Below are 16596 nucleotides of genomic sequence, written 5' to 3'. Positions count from 1 at the left end.
CCGCAATATGGGGTAAACACAGGGGGAATGTCTGGCAAATGTCGGGGGAATACACCACCCCGGCTTGGCTTCACTTTGGTGTTGCCCCATAGGTCCCAAAGGGATCGGTGATGGCGGGACTATGGAGCCCTTGAAATTCAAGGGCTGTCCCACTGTCTAACTGTTTTTAACCTTTTCTCGTGTAAAGAGAGAGAATAAAAGCACGCTGCGCGCAACGCGCGCGTAACGCGCTGCATACGCCCTACGTGTGCGTCTGCGGGTGGATGGCGGGACGGTGGGACAGCCCGCGACTTGCGCGGGCTTGAGTGCGGCCAACCTGCGAAAAGCGCGGTAGTCCAGCGGCTGGGCGGTGGGACCACAGAAGGCGAATCATGCCGCTCGCCCCATGAGCAAGCCTGCGACGCAGACATGCGCCTCGTGCAAGCGCTTGTAGTACGTATCGCGACTACACCCACAGTGCCGATACTTCTGGTACAGCTCGCTGTCGGCGTTGCAGTAATGCTCTCGAACCACCAGGTAGAGCTCCGGCGCCAAATGCTTGTTCACAATGATCTCGATGTCCGCAGACTCATCGAGCAGCACCTTGCTGCCTCGTGTTCCGCGCACCAGATCACCCTTACACTCCATTAACAGGCCGAGCATGCTACCAACACCTCCCGCCGATTGACAGGGCTCAGGCGCATGCAGCTCTTGCGCCCATAGCTTCAGCATCTCATCGATGTGCTTGATCAAAAGCAAGGCTCCTTCTGCGCCGGGGGCTGCTGCTCCAGGGCACTGGTGCGGCCCCAGCCGTCGGGCTTCTGGTACGCCCAGGGCCGCTTGCCGCTCTTCGGCAACGCGGCGAGCCGCCGACGCCGCCAACCCAGGCGGTGCATGATCGACCCCACACGCATCTGCTCAGGCTTGCCCCAGTGACCGGGGTCCAGCTTGAGCGCCTGCCCCAGCACTTCGCTACCGGTGACTGTCTCACCGACCTGCGATGCCTCCAGCCACTCAAGGATCGGACCTTCCCATTCATCCACCACGAAGCGCTCTTCCTGCTCCGAGGTGAAGAGCTCTTCCTCCTCGCGAGTGACCCACCAGATATCACCGGCCTGGTAGCAGAACATGGCCTCGGCCCACAACTGATCGCGGACCCGGCGCAACGCCTCTAGATCGACCTTGACGCAGGCGACCGGCCAATACCGCCGGTTACCCGTGGCGTCCTTGAGGTATTCATCTTGGTTCGTGGTGCCAGCGAAAACACACTGGCGTGGCACGTCGCTCGTTCTTCGCCCATAGCTTTCGCGGTAGGTGTCGATGGAGGCCGAGAAGAACTGCTTGGCCTTGGTGCTCTCAGCCTTGTTGAAGCTGTCCAGCTCGCCCAGCTCGACGATCCATTTGCCGCGGATCGCCTGGAACGCGTCCTTGTCACCCAGAGTGAACGGCGTGTCCATGAACCACTCACCCCCAAGAATGCCCAAGGCCGAAGACTTGCCCGCGCCCTGCGCCCCCTCAAGGATCATTACTGCATCAGCCTTGCAGCCGGGTTTCATGACACGCGCCACCGCCGAGATCATCCAGCGCTTCCCGACCTTGGCGCTGTATTCGTTCCGGGGGACGCCGAAGATCTCATGCAGCCAGCGCTCCAAGCGTGGTACGCGATCCCATTCAAGCTTGGCCAGATAAGTGCACACCGGATGGAAGGCATTGTCATGAGCGACGACGCTGACAGCCTCGACCACATGGGAGGCTTTCACACGCAGGCCCTGCTGGGCCAGCCACTTCATCACACGCATGTCGTCGATGTCGCTCCACTCCCCCGGCACACCGCCATAAGGTGCAGCACGAAGGCGCATGATCTTCGAGCTGAAGGCGTTGTAGCCGATCACCCCTCCCCACCGTTCATCATTGGCCAGGATCAGTTCGACGTTCTGCATGTGGGCGATCAGAGCACCGCTCTCGGTCCTGGCCAGCATGTCTTTCCAACCACCAGTAGCTGGTGGTTTGATCACCGCCGTGACCTGCCGCCGAACCGCCTCGAGGCCTTCGGCGCAGTGCAGGTCATTGAAGTCGGTCCACTTCTCTTCGCGCTCGACCGAGAAGATCGGCCCGACCACTTGGCCACCGACCACCACCGCCGCGTTGTTGGCCTTTTCCTCGCCAGGGTTCCAGGGCTCCCCCGTAGGCCGCTTGGTCTTCCAATCGTCATCGCGGCAGATGATGATGGAGCGACCAGGGAAGCGCTCGCGCATGTGCTTGGCGACCGACATCAGGTTGCCCGCATCGAAGGCGATCGCCACCGCCTGGGAGGTCGCCATGTGCAGGCTAGCGCCGGTGGCGTATCCCTCGCACACCAGCACCGGTTCGCCTGGTTCGGGATGACCGCCAATCATGTGGAAGGCGCCGTCTTTTGCCATACCGTACGGCCAGTACGACTTGTCGCGCCCCGTATCCTCTTGGACCGTCGGATAAATCACCTGCAGGCCGACGATGGCATCCTGAGCATTCTGCATCGGGACGAGCACTGCGCCCGACTTCGGGGCATAGCGAACCCCAAAGCCGACCACCTGCTTGCGATCAAGGTAAGCGCTCCGCCCTTTCTCGGGCATGCGCTTGAACAAACCAGCCGCCCGAGTGGCCGCACGGCGAGCAGCGTTGGCGGCTACCTCCGCAGCACGGCGCTTGGCGTCGGCCTGCCGCGCGCGCATCACTTCACGCTCGTCCGGGGTCAGCCCTCGACCGTCGGTCTTGACCTTCTGGGTTTCACCGTGTCGCCAATCACCGAAGCTGCCGAAGATCAGGGTTTGCCCTTTCTCGGCCAGGTGCTCATGCAGGACATACCAGCCGTTCTTTTCCTTGCCCTTGTCATCCTGGGTACGGCAGCGGGTCAGCTTGCCGAAGATCAGGGGCTGTTCAGGCTGCAGGCCGTAGTCGTGCAGCTGGTCGAGAACCTTATCGAGCATAGTGCGCCCTCCGGTCTTCATGGAGAGTCTGACAGGCCCCACAACGCACACAGCCCCGAGCTGCTACCCGGCGCGACTGCGGGATCGGGTCGTCACAATCAATGCAATCCACGCGAGATTCGTGCACGGGCGCGCCCGCCCGAGCGGCCAGCGCCTCCTCCAGGCGCTGAATAACAACGTCATTCGCCAGATCCGCGTTATCAGCCACGACGTGCCCCCCGAGTGGTCTGGTTGACGTACTCGGCCCGGCGATACATGCCGAGCAAACCTTGGATACCTCGGAACACCTGGTGCTGGATCTCGGCCAGCTCCTGATCGTCGACCTTACCGTCGCCAATGCTGCGCGCCCAGGTTTCGGACAAGTTGGCGACCTGCCGGAAGAACTCAGCAAGACCCATGGTCAGCGTCTCGGGGATGTCATGGGTGTAGGCGTCCGACAGCCCCTGCCAGATGGTGTCGCCAACCAAGGCATGCACCGAGTCGAGGATGCGCGGATCCTTGGTCAGCTCAAGGATCTCGCTGAACTCTTGAACGTTGACGGTATGGGTAGGATGGGTGGGAGACAGCTTGTGTTGAAGGGTGGTGGCGTTTCGGCCGGTGGTGGCGGCGATGGCGGCAGCACCGCCTGTGTAATCCCGCACAGCATGGTACAGAGCGAGTTCGAGCGGCAACACCTCGCGCTTGGCGCGGTCGGTGCAGCTCGTTGCAATTCGGCTCATGGCATGAGTCCTTGTAGGTAGCCAGTGCCTGCGGCGTGTTGTGGTGAAACCAGCACCGCATAGCGTTGTAGGTGTGCAAAAAAGCCGGCCCATCAGAGGGCAGATACGACCTCAGGCCGGGGCGGCGCTCCATCGACCAGCCCCGGCGAAACAGCCACCTCCCGTGGTGAAGGAGGCGACACCCAGGCTCCCTGCCTGGGCGGTGCGATCAAGGTAAGCGGACCTATGTGGTGTGCCCGCCCGCCTATCACGCAGCCCGGCAGCATCGTGGTGCTACTGCCGAGCGTTCTGGCACATGGCATTACCCTATGAAGGCTGCCAGTGCCAGCGACGAGCGGTGGTGCTACACTCGCCGCGTGGCTTGAAAGAGTCACTACCGGAACGATCCTAGGATTACTCCGGTACAGCCGCCTTATCTGTGGTGGAGAAAGCGGTTCCTGGCATCCATGCCAGGGTCTACGCAATCAAGGACAGTCGTTTCGTGGTGTGCACCACATCCTTGAACGCGGCCCGGTAGCACTGTGGTGGTGCTACTGGGGGAAACCAGGCGACCTTAGGGTCGCCTTTTTTCTTAATGCCCCGAGCGCGCTCCAGCCCCACTCCTGTGAGGCGCAGCCTCTTTTAGAAGCCACTCAACATCGAAAGGGTTGCCTTTTTTAGCCGCTTCACCTGCAAGGAGAGCTGCATAAGTGGTTTCGCCCGTGTAATCAGTCCGAGGCAAAGAGCCAGCTTGTCGCCACTTGTTCAGCGCCTGATAGCTCCTCGAGCAAACCTTGGCGGCGGCTCCGATCCCTCCCACCGCCTCAAAAGCGAACGCGATTGCGTTCGCATACTCCTCAGGGCGCAACATTCAGAACCTCCATTTATCAACCATGAATTGATATTAAACATCAAATGACTATTGCGCAAGCTTTGTGTAACTCTCAATTCATGGTTGATAAAAATGAAATCCGGGCAGCATTCAGCGCCCGCCTTCACGAAGCGCTCGACGATGCCGGGATACGCACCCGAGGACGAGGCGTGGACATTCACAAGCACCTCAAAAGCATGGGCGTGAACAAGACGACCCAAGCGATCAGCAGGTGGCTGATAGGCGAAGCCATGGCCGAGGCCGATAGCATCTCAGCATTGAGCCAATGGCTAGGCGTGAGAAGAGAGTGGCTGGAGTACGGGGTGCCCCCAAAAAACAGCGACGCAGCGGGGCCCGCTGCAGTTCACACCCTAGTACCCAGCAGCAATGTGAGCTCCATCCATCACCAGTTTGGCAAGGTCCCTCTCATTTCCTGGGTGCAAGCGGGTGATTGGTGCGAGGCAGTCTCCAACCTCGAAGAACACCACTCAGAAAGCTGGTTATCATGCCCGGTGCCCATCAGCCCAAATGGATACGCCCTCAAGGTTAGAGGTGACTCCATGACCAACTCCGGGCCAGGGCGAACCTATCCAGCGGGCTGCATAATTTTTGTGGACCCAGAAATAGAAGTTAACACCGGAGACCGCGTAATCGCGCGACTACCTCGGACCAATGAAGCTACATTTAAGGTTCTCGTGGAAGACGCAGGGAAACAATACTTGCGACCAATCAACCCACAGTATCCAATTATTGAAATAACTGAAGAGACATACATCTGCGGAAAGGTGGTTGGCTCATTTGTTCCCGAATGAGCCAGCCCAACGCAAACTCTACCCCACGGAGGCGGCCTGTCCCTGAGGTGTAGCCCTGAAGCCGCCACCAGTCGCAGGCTCTAGCAGGCCGCGCTTAACTAGCGACTCAATGGTACGTTTCGGATATGCCTCCGACTCATGAGCTGCAGCAGTATGGTGGCTCTCACCTTCAATATAGATAGTTTCAATAGTGGCAGACACCAGCGCCACAGACTGCAACTCCGTTAACCTTGGTTTGCTATCTGCAATAGGCGCCCTAGCCGAAGATAGATATTTAATCAGTTGATGGTCTGTATCAATATCATCAACTGAGCTATCCGCTTCATCAACTCTCCTTCCTCTTAGCAAGTAAATAGCCGTGACCACACAGAGAGCTATTGCGCCCCCTACCCCCAACAGTCCTTCCATCGATATCCTTCCATGCTCGTAACTGAATATCACTTTCTCGCATAAGCGCGAGAAAGCTGAAGGCCCCAGCCTTCCACAGCCGGTGCGTAGGAGGAACGGGACCGCCACATCAGTACCACAGCAGGATCATCCTGAAAAATTATCAACTCATGGTTGTTGACACAAAATCAATTGATAGTTGATTATCTGCTCACTCTCACACCACAGAGCGAGTCAGCACCATGCACACCACCGCGTCACTGCACGTCCATCCGGCCGCCGCAACCACCGACCTGATCTTCGAGATCCGCCGCCTAGCCAGGCAACACGGGTGTGCGTTCGCCGCCACCAAACGCAAAGCCCGGCCCCAGTCGTTCCGCCCAATGACTCCCGATGACGGAGGGCACGCGGCGTGAACCATCCAATCCATCACACCTTTGAAAACCACAATATCCGCTTGCTCTTGATCGATGGTGAACCATGGTTCGTCGCAGCTGACGTTTGCCAAGCACTGGCTATCCGTAACAACCGTGACGCCATTGCTCGCCTAGATGAAGATGAAAAGGGTGTCGCCAATACCGACACCCTTTCCGGGCGCCAAGAAATGGGCATCATTAATGAGTCCGGCCTGTTCTCGTTGATCCTCACCAGCCGCAAGGCCGAAGCCAAGCGCTTCAAGAAGTGGGTGACCAGCGAAGTGTTGCCGAGCCTGCGCAAACATGGCTCTTACTCCATCACCGACACCGCCGAAGTGCAGCAGCCGGTACCCATGGCCGAGCACATCGAGGCCGACCGTATCGTCAGCGCGGGTCGTGTGTTCAACACCATGTTCCGCACTGGCCGAGTCATCGGCATGAACCGCCGCATGGCCGCGTCCCGAGCCAACCAGGCCGCCCAGCGCTCCACTGGAGTCGACCTGGTTGCCGAGCTTGGGGCAAGCGACTGGATCGACAGTGCCGACACCCCCACCCCGAATCGCCGCCAGTACCAGCTCCAGCAACAGCTCCGCTCGCACCTGGCCGATAACGATTGGCCCCTGATGGTGACCGGGCCAAGCCTGATCGAGGCGCTCGGCCTGACCGAAGACCGCGCCACCCAGATGGCGATTGGTCAATGCCTGCCGCTGCTCGGTTATCGCCGTGTTCGCCTGCCCGCCAGCAATGGCGCCCGCCCGTGGGGCTATGCCCTGCAGCAAACCGTCGCTATCGAGGAGCTGTCCGCATGAGCTATGCACTGAGCCACAACGCTTTTGCCTGCCTCAAGGCACAGACCAACCTGTCCGGGCAGTTCACCCACATCCTCCGCGACGAGTCGAACGGCGCACGCGCCCAGGCGACGCTGCAGACCGAGGTCTACCTCGATCAGCTCAATGTGGTGATCCGCATGGGCTCGACGGTAAACACACTGACGCTGCCAGCGAACAGTCTCTCCAGTGCGCGAAAGATCGCGGGTCACCTCGAGGCGATCGCCAACGGCCAGCTGGACACCGCCGACATGCCCCCAGCCGAGCAGCTGCTCGCTGATGCAGCATAGGAGGCGACCATGGAACGCAACCTGGCACAAACCGCCAAGCTGTTCGGGATCAGCCGCAACGAACTGATCAGCTTGATGCGCGAGAACGAGCTGCTGACCGAGCGCAATCTGCCCCGCTATCCCACCCGCGACCGCGAATACCTGCGGACGAAGGAGGGGCAGTGGTTCCATCCTAAAGCAGGGATGCAGTACAGCGAGTCGACCCGCGTGAAGCAGGCTGGGATTCCCTGGCTGGCAGAACGCCTGAAGCTGCAACTTCCGACACCACCGGAAGACAAGCGCTATGCGGCCTAGGCAGTACGCGGCCCAGATCCTCCAGCTCAAGACCCGCGAGGAGCGCAATGCCGCGCTCCTGCAGGCTCCTGAAGAGTGGCGCGACCTGGTACGCAAGCACTGTGAAACCACCTGGCACCATCCGTCACGCCACAAGCTCAGGGAGAGCCCGAAGCCTGATGAGCAATACAGACCAACTAGCGCTGCGCCTGCCGCACGCACCTGATGCAACGACTGTAGAGCTGCTGTATCGCACCTTCGGCGATGTTCTTATCCCGCTCGACAAAGTGCGCATGCAGTACTTCCGCAACCTCAACGAAGACACCTTTTCCGAGCAACTGAAGGTCGGCCGGATCTGCCTGCCAGTGACCACGCTGGACAACAGCCAGAAGGCCTTGAAGTTCGCCCACATCCGCCATGTTGCCGCTCTGATCGACAGCAGGGCCTATCAGGCGGACGAAAAGCAGTCTCGCCCCAACGAGCAAGACAAGTAGTAGCAACACCACCAAGGGCCGCCACCACCAGCCCGCACACCACAAGGAGTTAGACCCATGACCCCCCAGCAGGTAATCGCCCTTATCGTCATCAGCGCGTTTGTCATTGGGCTGTTCGTTTACGCTTATTGGTTTGGCCGCCAAGAGGGGCGTATTCGAGGCCAGGCAGCAAGCGATCGCGAACACAAAGCAACCATCCAGGAGCTGGAGGCGTCGCTGGAGTTCCTGCGCAATGACCACCGCCACTTGGCAGAGCACGCCAAGCGGCTCAAGGAAACCAACGCGTTGCAGGAGGCACATCACCGCTCGCTGCTGGAAATCGCTGAGGCACTGCGCATTGCCGCCGAAACCTGGAGCGCCTTCAAGACAGGCAAGAAGCTCGAGCGCGATGCACGCCGCTTGCGCGACGAAACCCTCGCCATCGCTCACTTGCTAAAGCCCGCCGAACAGGAGGCCGCAGCATGAATCAGGCCCACCACCACGCCGGCTTGCTCTTCGATTCCGCGCCCTGCGCCGGACATGCCCGCGCCATCGCACCGGGACAGACACCGCTCCAGACCTCGGAGGAAAGCGGGCACGCGCACGACCAGGTGAACGCTACCCGCACTCCCGCTTTGCTCCGTGAAGCAGCAAGCGTCGACGCGCAAAAAACAAAGAGCCTCTGCTGCGTAGCAGCAGGCATTATTTCCACCCTCAACGCCCCCGCTGATTTGCAGATACCCCACGACAGGCTGCGCCAGGCAGCGCCCGCTGATGCAACGCTAATCGCTTCAGATCGCCCGCACGCGCAGCTTGCCAAGGGGTATACGCACCTCCCCTACTTCGCACTCACCGCAGATGAAGAGGCCGTGTGCAACTGCATCGCCGACGCGATCAACTCGACGCTTGCGGGGAATGCTGCAGGCGTGTTCGCCACCGTCGATGAGATGGCACTGGCTATCCACGACGCCCTGCTGCAGACCGGCGCCCTGCGCCCTGAGCACGCGCACCAGGGAGGGCAACAGGCATGACCTCGATCTCTGCAGCAAAGCTACCCAACCCCCAACACTTCAAGACCCAATTCTCCCTGGCGCTGGAGCCACAGGACGACGAGCTGGTGGTCGATTTCTTCTGTGGCGGTGGCGGTGCCGGTACCGGCTTGGAGATGGGCCTCGGCCGCAAGGTTGATGTAGCCAAGAACCACAGCCCGGCCGCGATCAGCATGCACACTGCGAACCACCCGGCGGCGCGTCACTTCACCACCGACGTCTTCGATGGCGATCCCGACGAAGAGTGCCAAGGCCGCCCCGTGGGCTGGTTCCACATGAGCCCCGACTGCACGCACCACAGTCAAGCGGCCGGCGGCCAGCCGCGCAAACGCGAGATCCGCAATCTGTCGTGGATCGGTTTGAAGTGGGCCGGCAAGAAGAAGCCCAGGGTGATCAGCTTGGAGAACGTGAAGCAGATCCTGCAATGGGGCCCTCTGATCGCTAAGCGCGACAAAGCCACTGGCCGTGTCATGAAGCTGGACGGTAGCGTGGCCAGCATTGGCGAACGGGTGCCGGTGCACCAGCAGTTCCTCGTGCCTAACCCGAAACGTCGCGGCATCACCTGGCGTCGGTTCGTGCACCTGCTCGAGGGCATGGGCTACCAAGTGGAATGGCGGATCATCAAGGCATGCGACTTCGGCGCGCCAACCAGCCGCGAGCGTCTGTTCATGATCGCCCGCTGCGACGGCCAGCCCATCGTGTGGCCTGAGCCCACGCATGCCAAGACCCCGGCCAAGGGCCAGCAGAAGTGGCGCACCGCTGCCGACTGCATCGACTGGAGCGTGCCGAGCAAGAGCATTTTCGGCCGCAAGAAAGCCCTGGCCGACGCCACACTGCGCCGGGTCGCCAAGGGCATGAAGAAGTTTGTGCTGGGCAACCCGCACCCCTTCATCGTGCCGATCGCGAACTGGTCGGGCGAACTAGCCCAGTCAGCGCAGGAGCCACTGCGCACTGTCACGTCCTGGCCGCGCGGGGGAACCTTCGCAATGGCAAGCCCCACCCTGGTGCAAACCGGTTCTGGCGAGCGCGAAGGCCAGCAGCCGCGCGTGCCAGGACTTGATCAGCCTCTGGGCACCGTCGTGGCTGGCGGCGTGAAGCATGCACTGTCGAGCGCTGTCATCCTTCCTGCCACGCATCAAGGCGCTGATCGCGTGAACGATCCGGCCGAGCCGCTGCCCACTGTCACTGCTGCGAACCGCGGCGAACTGATGATGGCCAGCCCGCTGATGGTTGGGGTCGGCGGGCGCGCCGGACAGACCGAACCTCGGGCAGGTGATGAGCCGATGTACACCATCACCACCAAGGCGGATACGGCGCTGGCATCGGCGCACCTGGTGAAGTTCCGCTTCAACAGCGAAGGCACAGCGATTACCGACCCCGTGCCTACCATCACCAGCGGCGGCAACTACAAACGCCCGGCCGGAGCTGCGCATGCCATGGGTGTGTGCACAGCCTTCATCGAGCAAGCCAATGGCGGATTCAACACCACCCCGGCGAAGGGCGCTGACGAGCCGCTGACCACTGTCACCAACACGGGTAGCCAGCAGCGCCTGGTGACCGCGCACCTGGCAACGCTTCGCAACGGAAGCACCGGTCAGTTGGCAGCGGATCCGCTGAGCACGGTAACTGCCGGTGATCACCACGCACTGATCGGTGCGAACCTGCTGCACCTGCGAGGCAACTGCGATGCCCGCGACGCTGGCGAGCCTCTGCACACGGTCAGCGCCGGCGGCACCCACCACGGCCTGGTCGAGTACAAGCTGTCGCCAGAGCACGAAGAAGGCGCGCTGCGGGTCGCGGCGTTCCTGATCAGTTACTACGGCAGCGGGAACAGCAGCGCCTGCGATTCACCAGCGCCGACGGTGACCACCAAGGATCGCCTGGGCCTGGTCACCGTATTCGTGAAGGGTACCCCCTATGTGATCGTCGACATCTGCCTGCGCATGTTGCAACCGCACGAGCTGTACCGCGCCCAGGGCTTCCCAGCAAGCTACATCATCGACAAAGGCGCCGATGGCAAGCCGTTCACCAAGACCGAGCAGGTCCACATGTGCGGCAACAGCGTCAGCCCGCCACCGATGGCTGCCCTGGCCAGGGCCAATGATCCTTGGAAGCGCCGCATCCAGCACAACGACCAGCAAGCGAGGAAGGCAGCATGAACAACATTCAATGCATCACCTTTACCTCGACATCGCTCAGCAGTGCGCTCGCCGCCGTACGCGGCCTCCATGACATGAGCGCCGAACTCATCGCCAGGGAAGTGTTCCGACAGATAAGCGATTTGGCTGCCACTCCAGGGCCCGTCATGACCATCTGGTGCGGCCATGCGGGCCTATATCGGTCCAGGTTGGCAGCGATTGCAAACGGAGAGCAGTTGGTCGCCCCTGCCCTTTTAATAACGGCCACAGCAGCACTAGACAACAACAGTCAAGCATTGAGCTCTGACGGCTGGAAGGAGAACCACGGATGAACACAGCTTTCGTATTGATGGCGCAATACAACGGACTGGCGATCATCTCGCTTGAACAGGTGTGCGCCGACTATTTCACGCACCTCACTCCACTTGTGTTCCAGCGCAAAGTTCTGGCCGGTGAGATCAAACTACCCATTACTCGACTTGAATCAAGCCAGAAGAGCGCCCGAGGCATTCACATTGCCGACCTGGCGCTTTATCTGGACCAACAGCGGGAAGCTGCTCAAAAAGAGTGCGCACAACTTAACAGGACGCTTCGAGCGGGCTGACAGGATATTGCGTATCCCTTGAACTATTCCAGTCGCCCGCATCGAACGCTTGTTCACATTCGGCCCAAAGGAAAATACTCGGGATTGTTTTTGCTAACGAGGCCAAGGAAAGGCCATGCTAAAGCTTGTACTCATTGACCTCGAATGGGGAAAGTAGCACGCTTAGGAGTTGATAAGTGGTAGCGGCAATGGTTGTGCCCTATGAAAGCCAGGGTCGAAATAGCGACTATGGCTTCGACGCGAGCCTAGGCGCACCAGGTCATTACAGAGACAACAGTCGCGTGCCAACGAACAAGGCATACCACTGCCGCGAACCCACTCCAGATGTAAGGCATCAAGTATTCGGTAGCATACGTAGTTGTGATCCAAATTTTAACCTTCGAAAGCCAGGTACAAACACAGGTCAGCCAGTACGGAAACCGGACAAGAACTGCATGCTCTCTCGTCGTTTCAGTATCACCCCCATTCTTATCGCTTACTAGACAACGAGCATGGAAGACAGCTTCCTCCCTCATACCCATGATATACCTGCGCTTTTCAGAAGCTTCAGTGTAGCGATTGAACTCCCGCGCTTCAATTACACACTTTACAGTTTTGCTCTGTAAGTCAGAAGCGGAATACGCACCACTCTGCTCAATCACTTTATCTCTAATGAACCCCCCATTCAGCAACAGCGTACTTTTAAGCATTAATCCCTCGTAACAATTCCTGTATATACCCCAGTCAGCATACGAAATTCTCGGCTGATGCTGATAGAACCTCAGCAATAGATAGGCATTAATTACGAAGGCGATAAGCCAGACATGCTCGGTGTTTTTTGTAAAATTAATTTTTGTGCCCAGCATTGACACAGATTCCAGATCAGCACCAAAAAACCAGAGCGCAATGATGATGGACGAGAATGCGAGCAGCCAGCCGCGCACTTTTGGAAAAGAACCTTCATCGAAATCAGAACTCACGGAACACTCCATGTAGGTTAAACATAGTTGAATTTAGCCCCCCATCCTACAGGATGCCATCTCGCCGAACGCTGGAATTTTAGAAACTGGTCAAGACAAAAAAGGTAGAGACGAAAATTCTCTGTCATTACCCAACTAACTGTTCAACCCGGGCCCCGAGAGTAACTGGCGCCCGGATAATCAGCTCTAACCATTTCCAGCTTTTATAGCGATCATCACGACCGCGCAGGTGGGTATATCGCCGCAGAGAGTTCCAGTCACGATGACCGGAAACACTCGACACCCTCGGGATATCCCAATCCATTTCAAACAGCCTGCTCACACCTTCGTGGCGCAGATCGTGAAAGTGCAGATCCTCCACGCCAACCATCTTGCATGCCCTGGACCAGGCCGTGCCGATTGAATCGGTGTTGTAAGGGAAGATCTCAGCGCACTGACGAGGCATGCTTTGCACAATCGCCCACGCCTCATCCGGCAGATGGCACCACACATCGTTGCCGATCTTCTGCCCGGGGTTCTTCATGTCCCGCACCTTCACCGCCTGGCGGTGCTCATCCAGATCCTCCCACAAGATGCGCGCGATCTCATCCATACGGCGCGTGGAGAAGATGGCAAACGCCACGACCTTGGGCATGTGAATGACTGTTGGGCGACGTGCAAGCATCTCGAAAAAATGCTCAAGCACCTTGTCGAGCTCTTCAAGAGTTGGCCGACGATCCCGCTCCCGGCTTTTCATGTTGTAGCCGAGCCGCTTCAGCACGAGGCGAGCGTCGGGCATGGCTTGAGGATTGATCTCGTACTCCCACGCCGCCCTGGCCAGCGACAACACTGAGCCCAGGTGAGCCAGGTCATTGCCGGCTGTCTGCGGCTTAATGCCGCCACCTTCAGGACTCATACGCCACAGGGCGTAGTCCACCAGCACCTGCTGAGAGATGTCGGAGTCGACCACCTCGCCGAGGTAACTGTTCTTGATAGCCAGGAGGGTCTGCCGCTTCGTCTTACCCAGCGGCCGGGCTCTCTCGGTTTCCACCAGGTAGCGGTCTATCATGTCCTTGACCGCGTGCCCACCTCGGTTGGCCCGCTCGATCGCGCCCGGCTCTGCCAACTCGGTCTCTCGTCGCTTCGCCCAGGCTTGAGCCGCCTGCTTGCGGGCGAATGTCTGGGACTCTTGGTAGACTAGGACACCCTTTTTCTTGAGGCGGATCTGGACGGTATAGCTGACCGTTCCATCGGCCTTTTTCCTTGCTCTGATCGTTGCCATGATTTCCGGTGGTACAAGCGTGATTAGCGGTGGTACATCGTACCACCGCCACTCCAAAAACGTCCCAAAACCGCGAAAAATGGTACAAGAATGTGTAGACCAGAATGCCCCTAGAAACAGCCTCAAAGCCACAAACCACGCGTCCTGAGCCGTCCCGCCGCTTCAGCGTTGCGCCGATGATGGACTGGACGGACCGCCACTGCCGGTTCTTCCTGCGTCTGCTGTCGAAAAACGCCCTGCTGTACACCGAAATGGTCACCACCGGCGCGCTGCTGCACAACGACGCCCAGCGCTTCCTGCGCCACGATGAATCCGAGCACCCGCTGGCCCTGCAACTGGGCGGCAGCGTGCCGGCGGACCTGGCGGCCTGTGCGCGGCTGGCCGAGCAGGCGGGTTATGACGAGGTCAACCTCAACGTCGGCTGCCCCAGCGACCGGGTGCAGAACAACATGATCGGCGCCTGCCTGATGGGCCATCCGGCGCTGGTGGGCGATTGCGTCAAGGCCATGCAGGATGCGGTCGGTATTCCGGTGACGGTCAAGCACCGCATCGGCATCAACGGCCGCGACAGCTATGCCGAGCTGTGCGACTTCGTTGGCCAGGTGCGCGATGCTGGCTGTCGCAGCTTCACCGTGCATGCGCGCATCGCCATTCTTGAAGGGCTGTCGCCCAAGGAGAACCGCGAAATCCCGCCGCTGCGCTATGACGTGGCGGCGCAATTGAAAGTGGACTTCCCGGACCTGGAGCTGGTGCTCAACGGTGGCATCAAGACCCTCGAAGAGTGCCGCACGCACCTGCAGACCTTCGATGGGGTGATGCTGGGGCGCGAGGCGTATCACAACCCGTACCTGCTGGCCGAGGTTGACCAACAGTTGTTTGGCAGCGAGGCGCCGGTGGTGAGCCGCAGTGAGGCGATGGAGCGGCTGCGGCCTTATATCGTCGCGCATATGGAAAGCGGCGGCGCGATGCACCATATCACCCGGCATATTCTCGGGCTGGGCCAGGGCTTCCCGGGGGCGCGGCGCTTCCGGCAGTTGCTGTCGGCGGATATTCACAAGACCGACACGCCGCTGGCGGTGCTGGACCAGGCGGCGGAGTTGTTGCAGGGGCGGTGAGGCTGCCAAATGTACTGCACGACAGCTGTAGGAGCGGCCTTGTGTCGCGAAAGGGCTGCGTAGCAGCCCCAGCGACTTTTGTTGCGTAGCTGGAATCTGGGGCCGCTTCGCAGCCCTTTCGCGGCACAAGGCCGCTCCTACAGTAAGACGGTTGCTCCCACAGGTCAGGTGTGCTGTCCATTAGCTTTGTGCTGCGTGCGATAGCGCCGGGAACCTCCGGTCAGCTTGCGACTCGAATCGTCACCTTCGGCATATCCCGGGCTGGCCCCGGGGCTACTGCGCAGCCCTTCGCGGCGCAAGGCCGCTCCTACACACGGGGCCTTGAGCGGGCGTGAGGGCTCGGGTAATGTCGAGCCATTGCACAGGACAGAGCACGCCCATGACCTCCAAGCTGGAACAACTCAAGCAGTTCACCACCGTGGTCGCCGACACCGGGGACCTGGACGCCATCACCCGGCTCAAGCCGGTCGATGCCACCACCAACCCGTCGCTGCTGCTCAAGGCCGCGGCCATCCCGGGTTACGCCGACCTGCTGAAAAAGGTCAAGGCCGAGGCCAAGGGCAATGTCGACCTGGCCTGCGACACCTTCGCGGTGGCAGTGGGCGCGGGCATTTTGCAAGCCATTCCTGGGCGGATCTCCACTGAAGTGGATGCGCGCCTGTCGTTCGACGAGCCGGCACTGCTGAAAAAGGCCCGTCTGCTGATCGAGCTGTACGAAGCCTCCGGGGTTTCCCGCGACCGCGTGCTGATCAAGCTCGCCTCCACCTGGGAGGGCATCCGCGCCGCCGAAAAGCTCGAGAAGGAAGGCATCCAGACCAACCTCACCCTGCTGTTCTCCTTCGCCCAGGCCCAGGCCTGCGCCGATGCCGGCGTGTTCCTGATCTCGCCGTTCGTGGGGCGCATCTACGACTGGTACAAGAAGAGCACCGGCAAGGACTATGTAGGCGCCGAAGACCCGGGCGTGCAGTCGGTCACGCGCATCTACGACTACTACAAGACCAACGGCTACAACACCGTGGTGATGGGCGCGAGCTTCCGCAATATCGGCCAGATCGAGCAGTTGGCCGGCTGCGATCGCCTGACCATCAGCCCCGAGCTGCTGCAGCAGCTGTCGGACGACCAGGGCGAGCTGCCGCGTATCCTCAAACCGGGCAGCACCGGCGAGGCCAGACAGGTGCTGAACGAAAGCCAGTTCCGCTGGGCGATGAACGAGGACGCCATGGCCACCGAGAAACTGGCCGAGGGCATCCGCCAGTTCGCCCGCGACCAGGAGAAGCTCGAGAAGCTGATGGCAGAAAAGGCCTGATACACATCGGGTTTGCCATGCGGGCGGGAAGTGCGCAGCATTTTCCGCCCGTTTTGTTTTGCCTGCAAAGCATTTGAATTCAAGGGCCTCTTCGCGGGGCAAGCCCCCGCCAACCCGTTTTTAGAGGGCGTTGCCCCCCAACAAGCCCAGAAAACCACCCAATCCCGCCATG

The 16596-nt window shown here is 60.2% G+C and carries 19 protein-coding genes; 12 read left to right on the top strand and 7 right to left on the bottom strand.

Translation table 11 applies throughout. The features are described 5' to 3' along the window. Window positions 1-369 precede the first annotated feature (369 nt). The 4 genes from ABE459_RS16475 to ABE459_RS16460 are packed head-to-tail and all read right to left on the bottom strand — an operon-like array spanning window position 370 to window position 3664. Window positions 370-732 (bottom strand): hypothetical protein, encoded by a 363-nt coding sequence (locus ABE459_RS16475; protein WP_262950368.1) that lies wholly within the window; start codon window positions 730-732, stop codon window positions 370-372. Continuing rightward, window positions 729-2945, bottom strand: coding sequence for a VapE domain-containing protein (locus ABE459_RS16470; protein WP_346648083.1), 2217 nt, complete (start codon window positions 2943-2945; stop codon window positions 729-731). The genes ABE459_RS16475 and ABE459_RS16470 overlap by 4 nt, the downstream gene beginning before the upstream one ends. Continuing rightward, window positions 2935-3153, bottom strand: a complete 219-nt coding sequence (locus ABE459_RS16465) for a TraR/DksA C4-type zinc finger protein (RefSeq protein WP_346648082.1) — start codon at window positions 3151-3153, stop codon at window positions 2935-2937. Before ABE459_RS16465 ends, ABE459_RS16470 begins: the two co-directional genes overlap by 11 nt. After that, entirely contained in the window at window positions 3146-3664 is a 519-nt protein-coding gene (locus ABE459_RS16460) for a phage regulatory CII family protein (protein WP_346648081.1), read from the bottom strand. Before ABE459_RS16460 ends, ABE459_RS16465 begins: the two co-directional genes overlap by 8 nt. A gap of 930 nt (window positions 3665-4594) precedes the next feature. Here ABE459_RS16460 and ABE459_RS16455 point away from each other — a divergent pair. Next, window positions 4595-5326: a S24 family peptidase gene (locus tag ABE459_RS16455; RefSeq protein ID WP_346648111.1), complete on the top strand. Its 732-nt coding sequence runs from the start codon at window positions 4595-4597 to the stop codon at window positions 5324-5326. 18 nt (window positions 5327-5344) lie between these two features. Here ABE459_RS16455 and ABE459_RS16450 read toward each other — a convergent pair whose 3' ends face one another. After that, a complete protein-coding gene (locus ABE459_RS16450) occupies window positions 5345-5734 on the bottom strand; it encodes a hypothetical protein (RefSeq protein WP_346648080.1) in 390 nt (129 codons plus the stop codon). Window positions 5735-6125: 391 nt separating this feature from the next. Between ABE459_RS16450 and ABE459_RS16445 the strand changes: the two genes are divergently transcribed. The 9 genes from ABE459_RS16445 to ABE459_RS16405 all read left to right on the top strand — a co-directional run bounded on the left by ABE459_RS16445 (window position 6126) and on the right by ABE459_RS16405 (window position 11783). Then, a complete protein-coding gene (locus tag ABE459_RS16445) occupies window positions 6126-6938 on the top strand; it encodes a BRO family protein (protein ID WP_346648079.1) in 813 nt (270 codons plus the stop codon). Beyond that, on the top strand, window positions 6935-7246 hold the full coding sequence (locus tag ABE459_RS16440) for a hypothetical protein (protein ID WP_346648078.1): 312 nt from the start codon (window positions 6935-6937) through the stop codon (window positions 7244-7246). Before ABE459_RS16445 ends, ABE459_RS16440 begins: the two co-directional genes overlap by 4 nt. A 9-nt stretch (window positions 7247-7255) precedes the next feature. Further along, entirely contained in the window at window positions 7256-7540 is a 285-nt protein-coding gene (locus ABE459_RS16435) for a phage antirepressor KilAC domain-containing protein (RefSeq protein ID WP_346648077.1), read from the top strand. 158 nt (window positions 7541-7698) lie between these two features. Further along, window positions 7699-8013 (top strand): pyocin activator PrtN family protein, encoded by a 315-nt coding sequence (locus ABE459_RS16430; RefSeq protein ID WP_346648076.1) that lies wholly within the window; start codon window positions 7699-7701, stop codon window positions 8011-8013. Window positions 8014-8070: 57 nt separating this feature from the next. Then, window positions 8071-8478 carry a hypothetical protein gene (locus ABE459_RS16425; RefSeq protein WP_346648075.1) on the top strand — a complete coding sequence of 136 codons (408 nt, stop codon included), beginning with the start codon at window positions 8071-8073 and terminating at the stop codon, window positions 8476-8478. After that, on the top strand, window positions 8475-9023 hold the full coding sequence (locus ABE459_RS16420; protein ID WP_346648074.1) for a hypothetical protein: 549 nt from the start codon (window positions 8475-8477) through the stop codon (window positions 9021-9023). Before ABE459_RS16425 ends, ABE459_RS16420 begins: the two co-directional genes overlap by 4 nt. A gap of 5 nt (window positions 9024-9028) precedes the next feature. Then, window positions 9029-11200 (top strand): DNA cytosine methyltransferase, encoded by a 2172-nt coding sequence (locus ABE459_RS16415; RefSeq protein WP_346648110.1) that lies wholly within the window; start codon window positions 9029-9031, stop codon window positions 11198-11200. Further along, window positions 11197-11511 (top strand): hypothetical protein, encoded by a 315-nt coding sequence (locus ABE459_RS16410; RefSeq protein ID WP_346648073.1) that lies wholly within the window; start codon window positions 11197-11199, stop codon window positions 11509-11511. The genes ABE459_RS16415 and ABE459_RS16410 overlap by 4 nt, the downstream gene beginning before the upstream one ends. Further along, window positions 11508-11783, top strand: coding sequence for a pyocin activator PrtN family protein (locus tag ABE459_RS16405; protein WP_346648072.1), 276 nt, complete (start codon window positions 11508-11510; stop codon window positions 11781-11783). Before ABE459_RS16410 ends, ABE459_RS16405 begins: the two co-directional genes overlap by 4 nt. A gap of 245 nt (window positions 11784-12028) precedes the next feature. Here ABE459_RS16405 and ABE459_RS16400 read toward each other — a convergent pair whose 3' ends face one another. Both ABE459_RS16400 and ABE459_RS16395 read right to left on the bottom strand, forming a co-directional pair. Next, window positions 12029-12742: a hypothetical protein gene (locus tag ABE459_RS16400; RefSeq protein ID WP_346648071.1), complete on the bottom strand. Its 714-nt coding sequence runs from the start codon at window positions 12740-12742 to the stop codon at window positions 12029-12031. 127 nt (window positions 12743-12869) lie between these two features. Then, complete coding sequence (locus ABE459_RS16395; RefSeq protein ID WP_346648070.1) at window positions 12870-14003, bottom strand: site-specific integrase; 1134 nt, start codon at window positions 14001-14003, stop codon at window positions 12870-12872. A 104-nt stretch (window positions 14004-14107) separates the two neighbouring features. Between ABE459_RS16395 and dusA the strand changes: the two genes are divergently transcribed. Further along, complete coding sequence (gene dusA / locus ABE459_RS16390) at window positions 14108-15118, top strand: tRNA dihydrouridine(20/20a) synthase DusA (RefSeq protein ID WP_346648069.1); 1011 nt, start codon at window positions 14108-14110, stop codon at window positions 15116-15118. Window positions 15119-15497: 379 nt separating this feature from the next. Next, on the top strand, window positions 15498-16424 hold the full coding sequence (gene tal, locus ABE459_RS16385; RefSeq protein WP_323830472.1) for a transaldolase: 927 nt from the start codon (window positions 15498-15500) through the stop codon (window positions 16422-16424). The last annotated feature ends 172 nt before the right edge of the window (window positions 16425-16596 follow it).

It is taken from the genome of Pseudomonas sp. TWI923 (assembly GCF_039673365.1).
GTDB lineage: Bacteria > Pseudomonadota > Gammaproteobacteria > Pseudomonadales > Pseudomonadaceae > Aquipseudomonas > Aquipseudomonas sichuanensis.
The sequence above is the reverse complement of the archived record's forward strand: the minus strand, read 5'-3'. Positions and strand labels throughout refer to the sequence as shown.

Coding starts and splice junctions, on each gene's coding strand:
- ABE459_RS16435 (WP_346648077.1), top strand. CDS start 7,256: ATGGAACGCAACCTGGCACAAACCGCCAAGCTGTTCGGGATCAGCCGC.
- ABE459_RS16450 (WP_346648080.1), bottom strand. CDS start 5,734: ATGGAAGGACTGTTGGGGGTAGGGGGCGCAATAGCTCTCTGTGTGGTC.
- dusA (WP_346648069.1), top strand. CDS start 14,108: ATGCCCCTAGAAACAGCCTCAAAGCCACAAACCACGCGTCCTGAGCCG.
- ABE459_RS16410 (WP_346648073.1), top strand. CDS start 11,197: ATGAACAACATTCAATGCATCACCTTTACCTCGACATCGCTCAGCAGT.
- ABE459_RS16460 (WP_346648081.1), bottom strand. CDS start 3,664: ATGAGCCGAATTGCAACGAGCTGCACCGACCGCGCCAAGCGCGAGGTG.
- ABE459_RS16440 (WP_346648078.1), top strand. CDS start 6,935: ATGAGCTATGCACTGAGCCACAACGCTTTTGCCTGCCTCAAGGCACAG.
- ABE459_RS16405 (WP_346648072.1), top strand. CDS start 11,508: ATGAACACAGCTTTCGTATTGATGGCGCAATACAACGGACTGGCGATC.
- ABE459_RS16430 (WP_346648076.1), top strand. CDS start 7,699: ATGAGCAATACAGACCAACTAGCGCTGCGCCTGCCGCACGCACCTGAT.
- ABE459_RS16425 (WP_346648075.1), top strand. CDS start 8,071: ATGACCCCCCAGCAGGTAATCGCCCTTATCGTCATCAGCGCGTTTGTC.
- ABE459_RS16455 (WP_346648111.1), top strand. CDS start 4,595: ATGGTTGATAAAAATGAAATCCGGGCAGCATTCAGCGCCCGCCTTCAC.
- ABE459_RS16470 (WP_346648083.1), bottom strand. CDS start 2,945: ATGCTCGATAAGGTTCTCGACCAGCTGCACGACTACGGCCTGCAGCCT.
- ABE459_RS16420 (WP_346648074.1), top strand. CDS start 8,475: ATGAATCAGGCCCACCACCACGCCGGCTTGCTCTTCGATTCCGCGCCC.
- ABE459_RS16395 (WP_346648070.1), bottom strand. CDS start 14,003: ATGGCAACGATCAGAGCAAGGAAAAAGGCCGATGGAACGGTCAGCTAT.
- tal (WP_323830472.1), top strand. CDS start 15,498: ATGACCTCCAAGCTGGAACAACTCAAGCAGTTCACCACCGTGGTCGCC.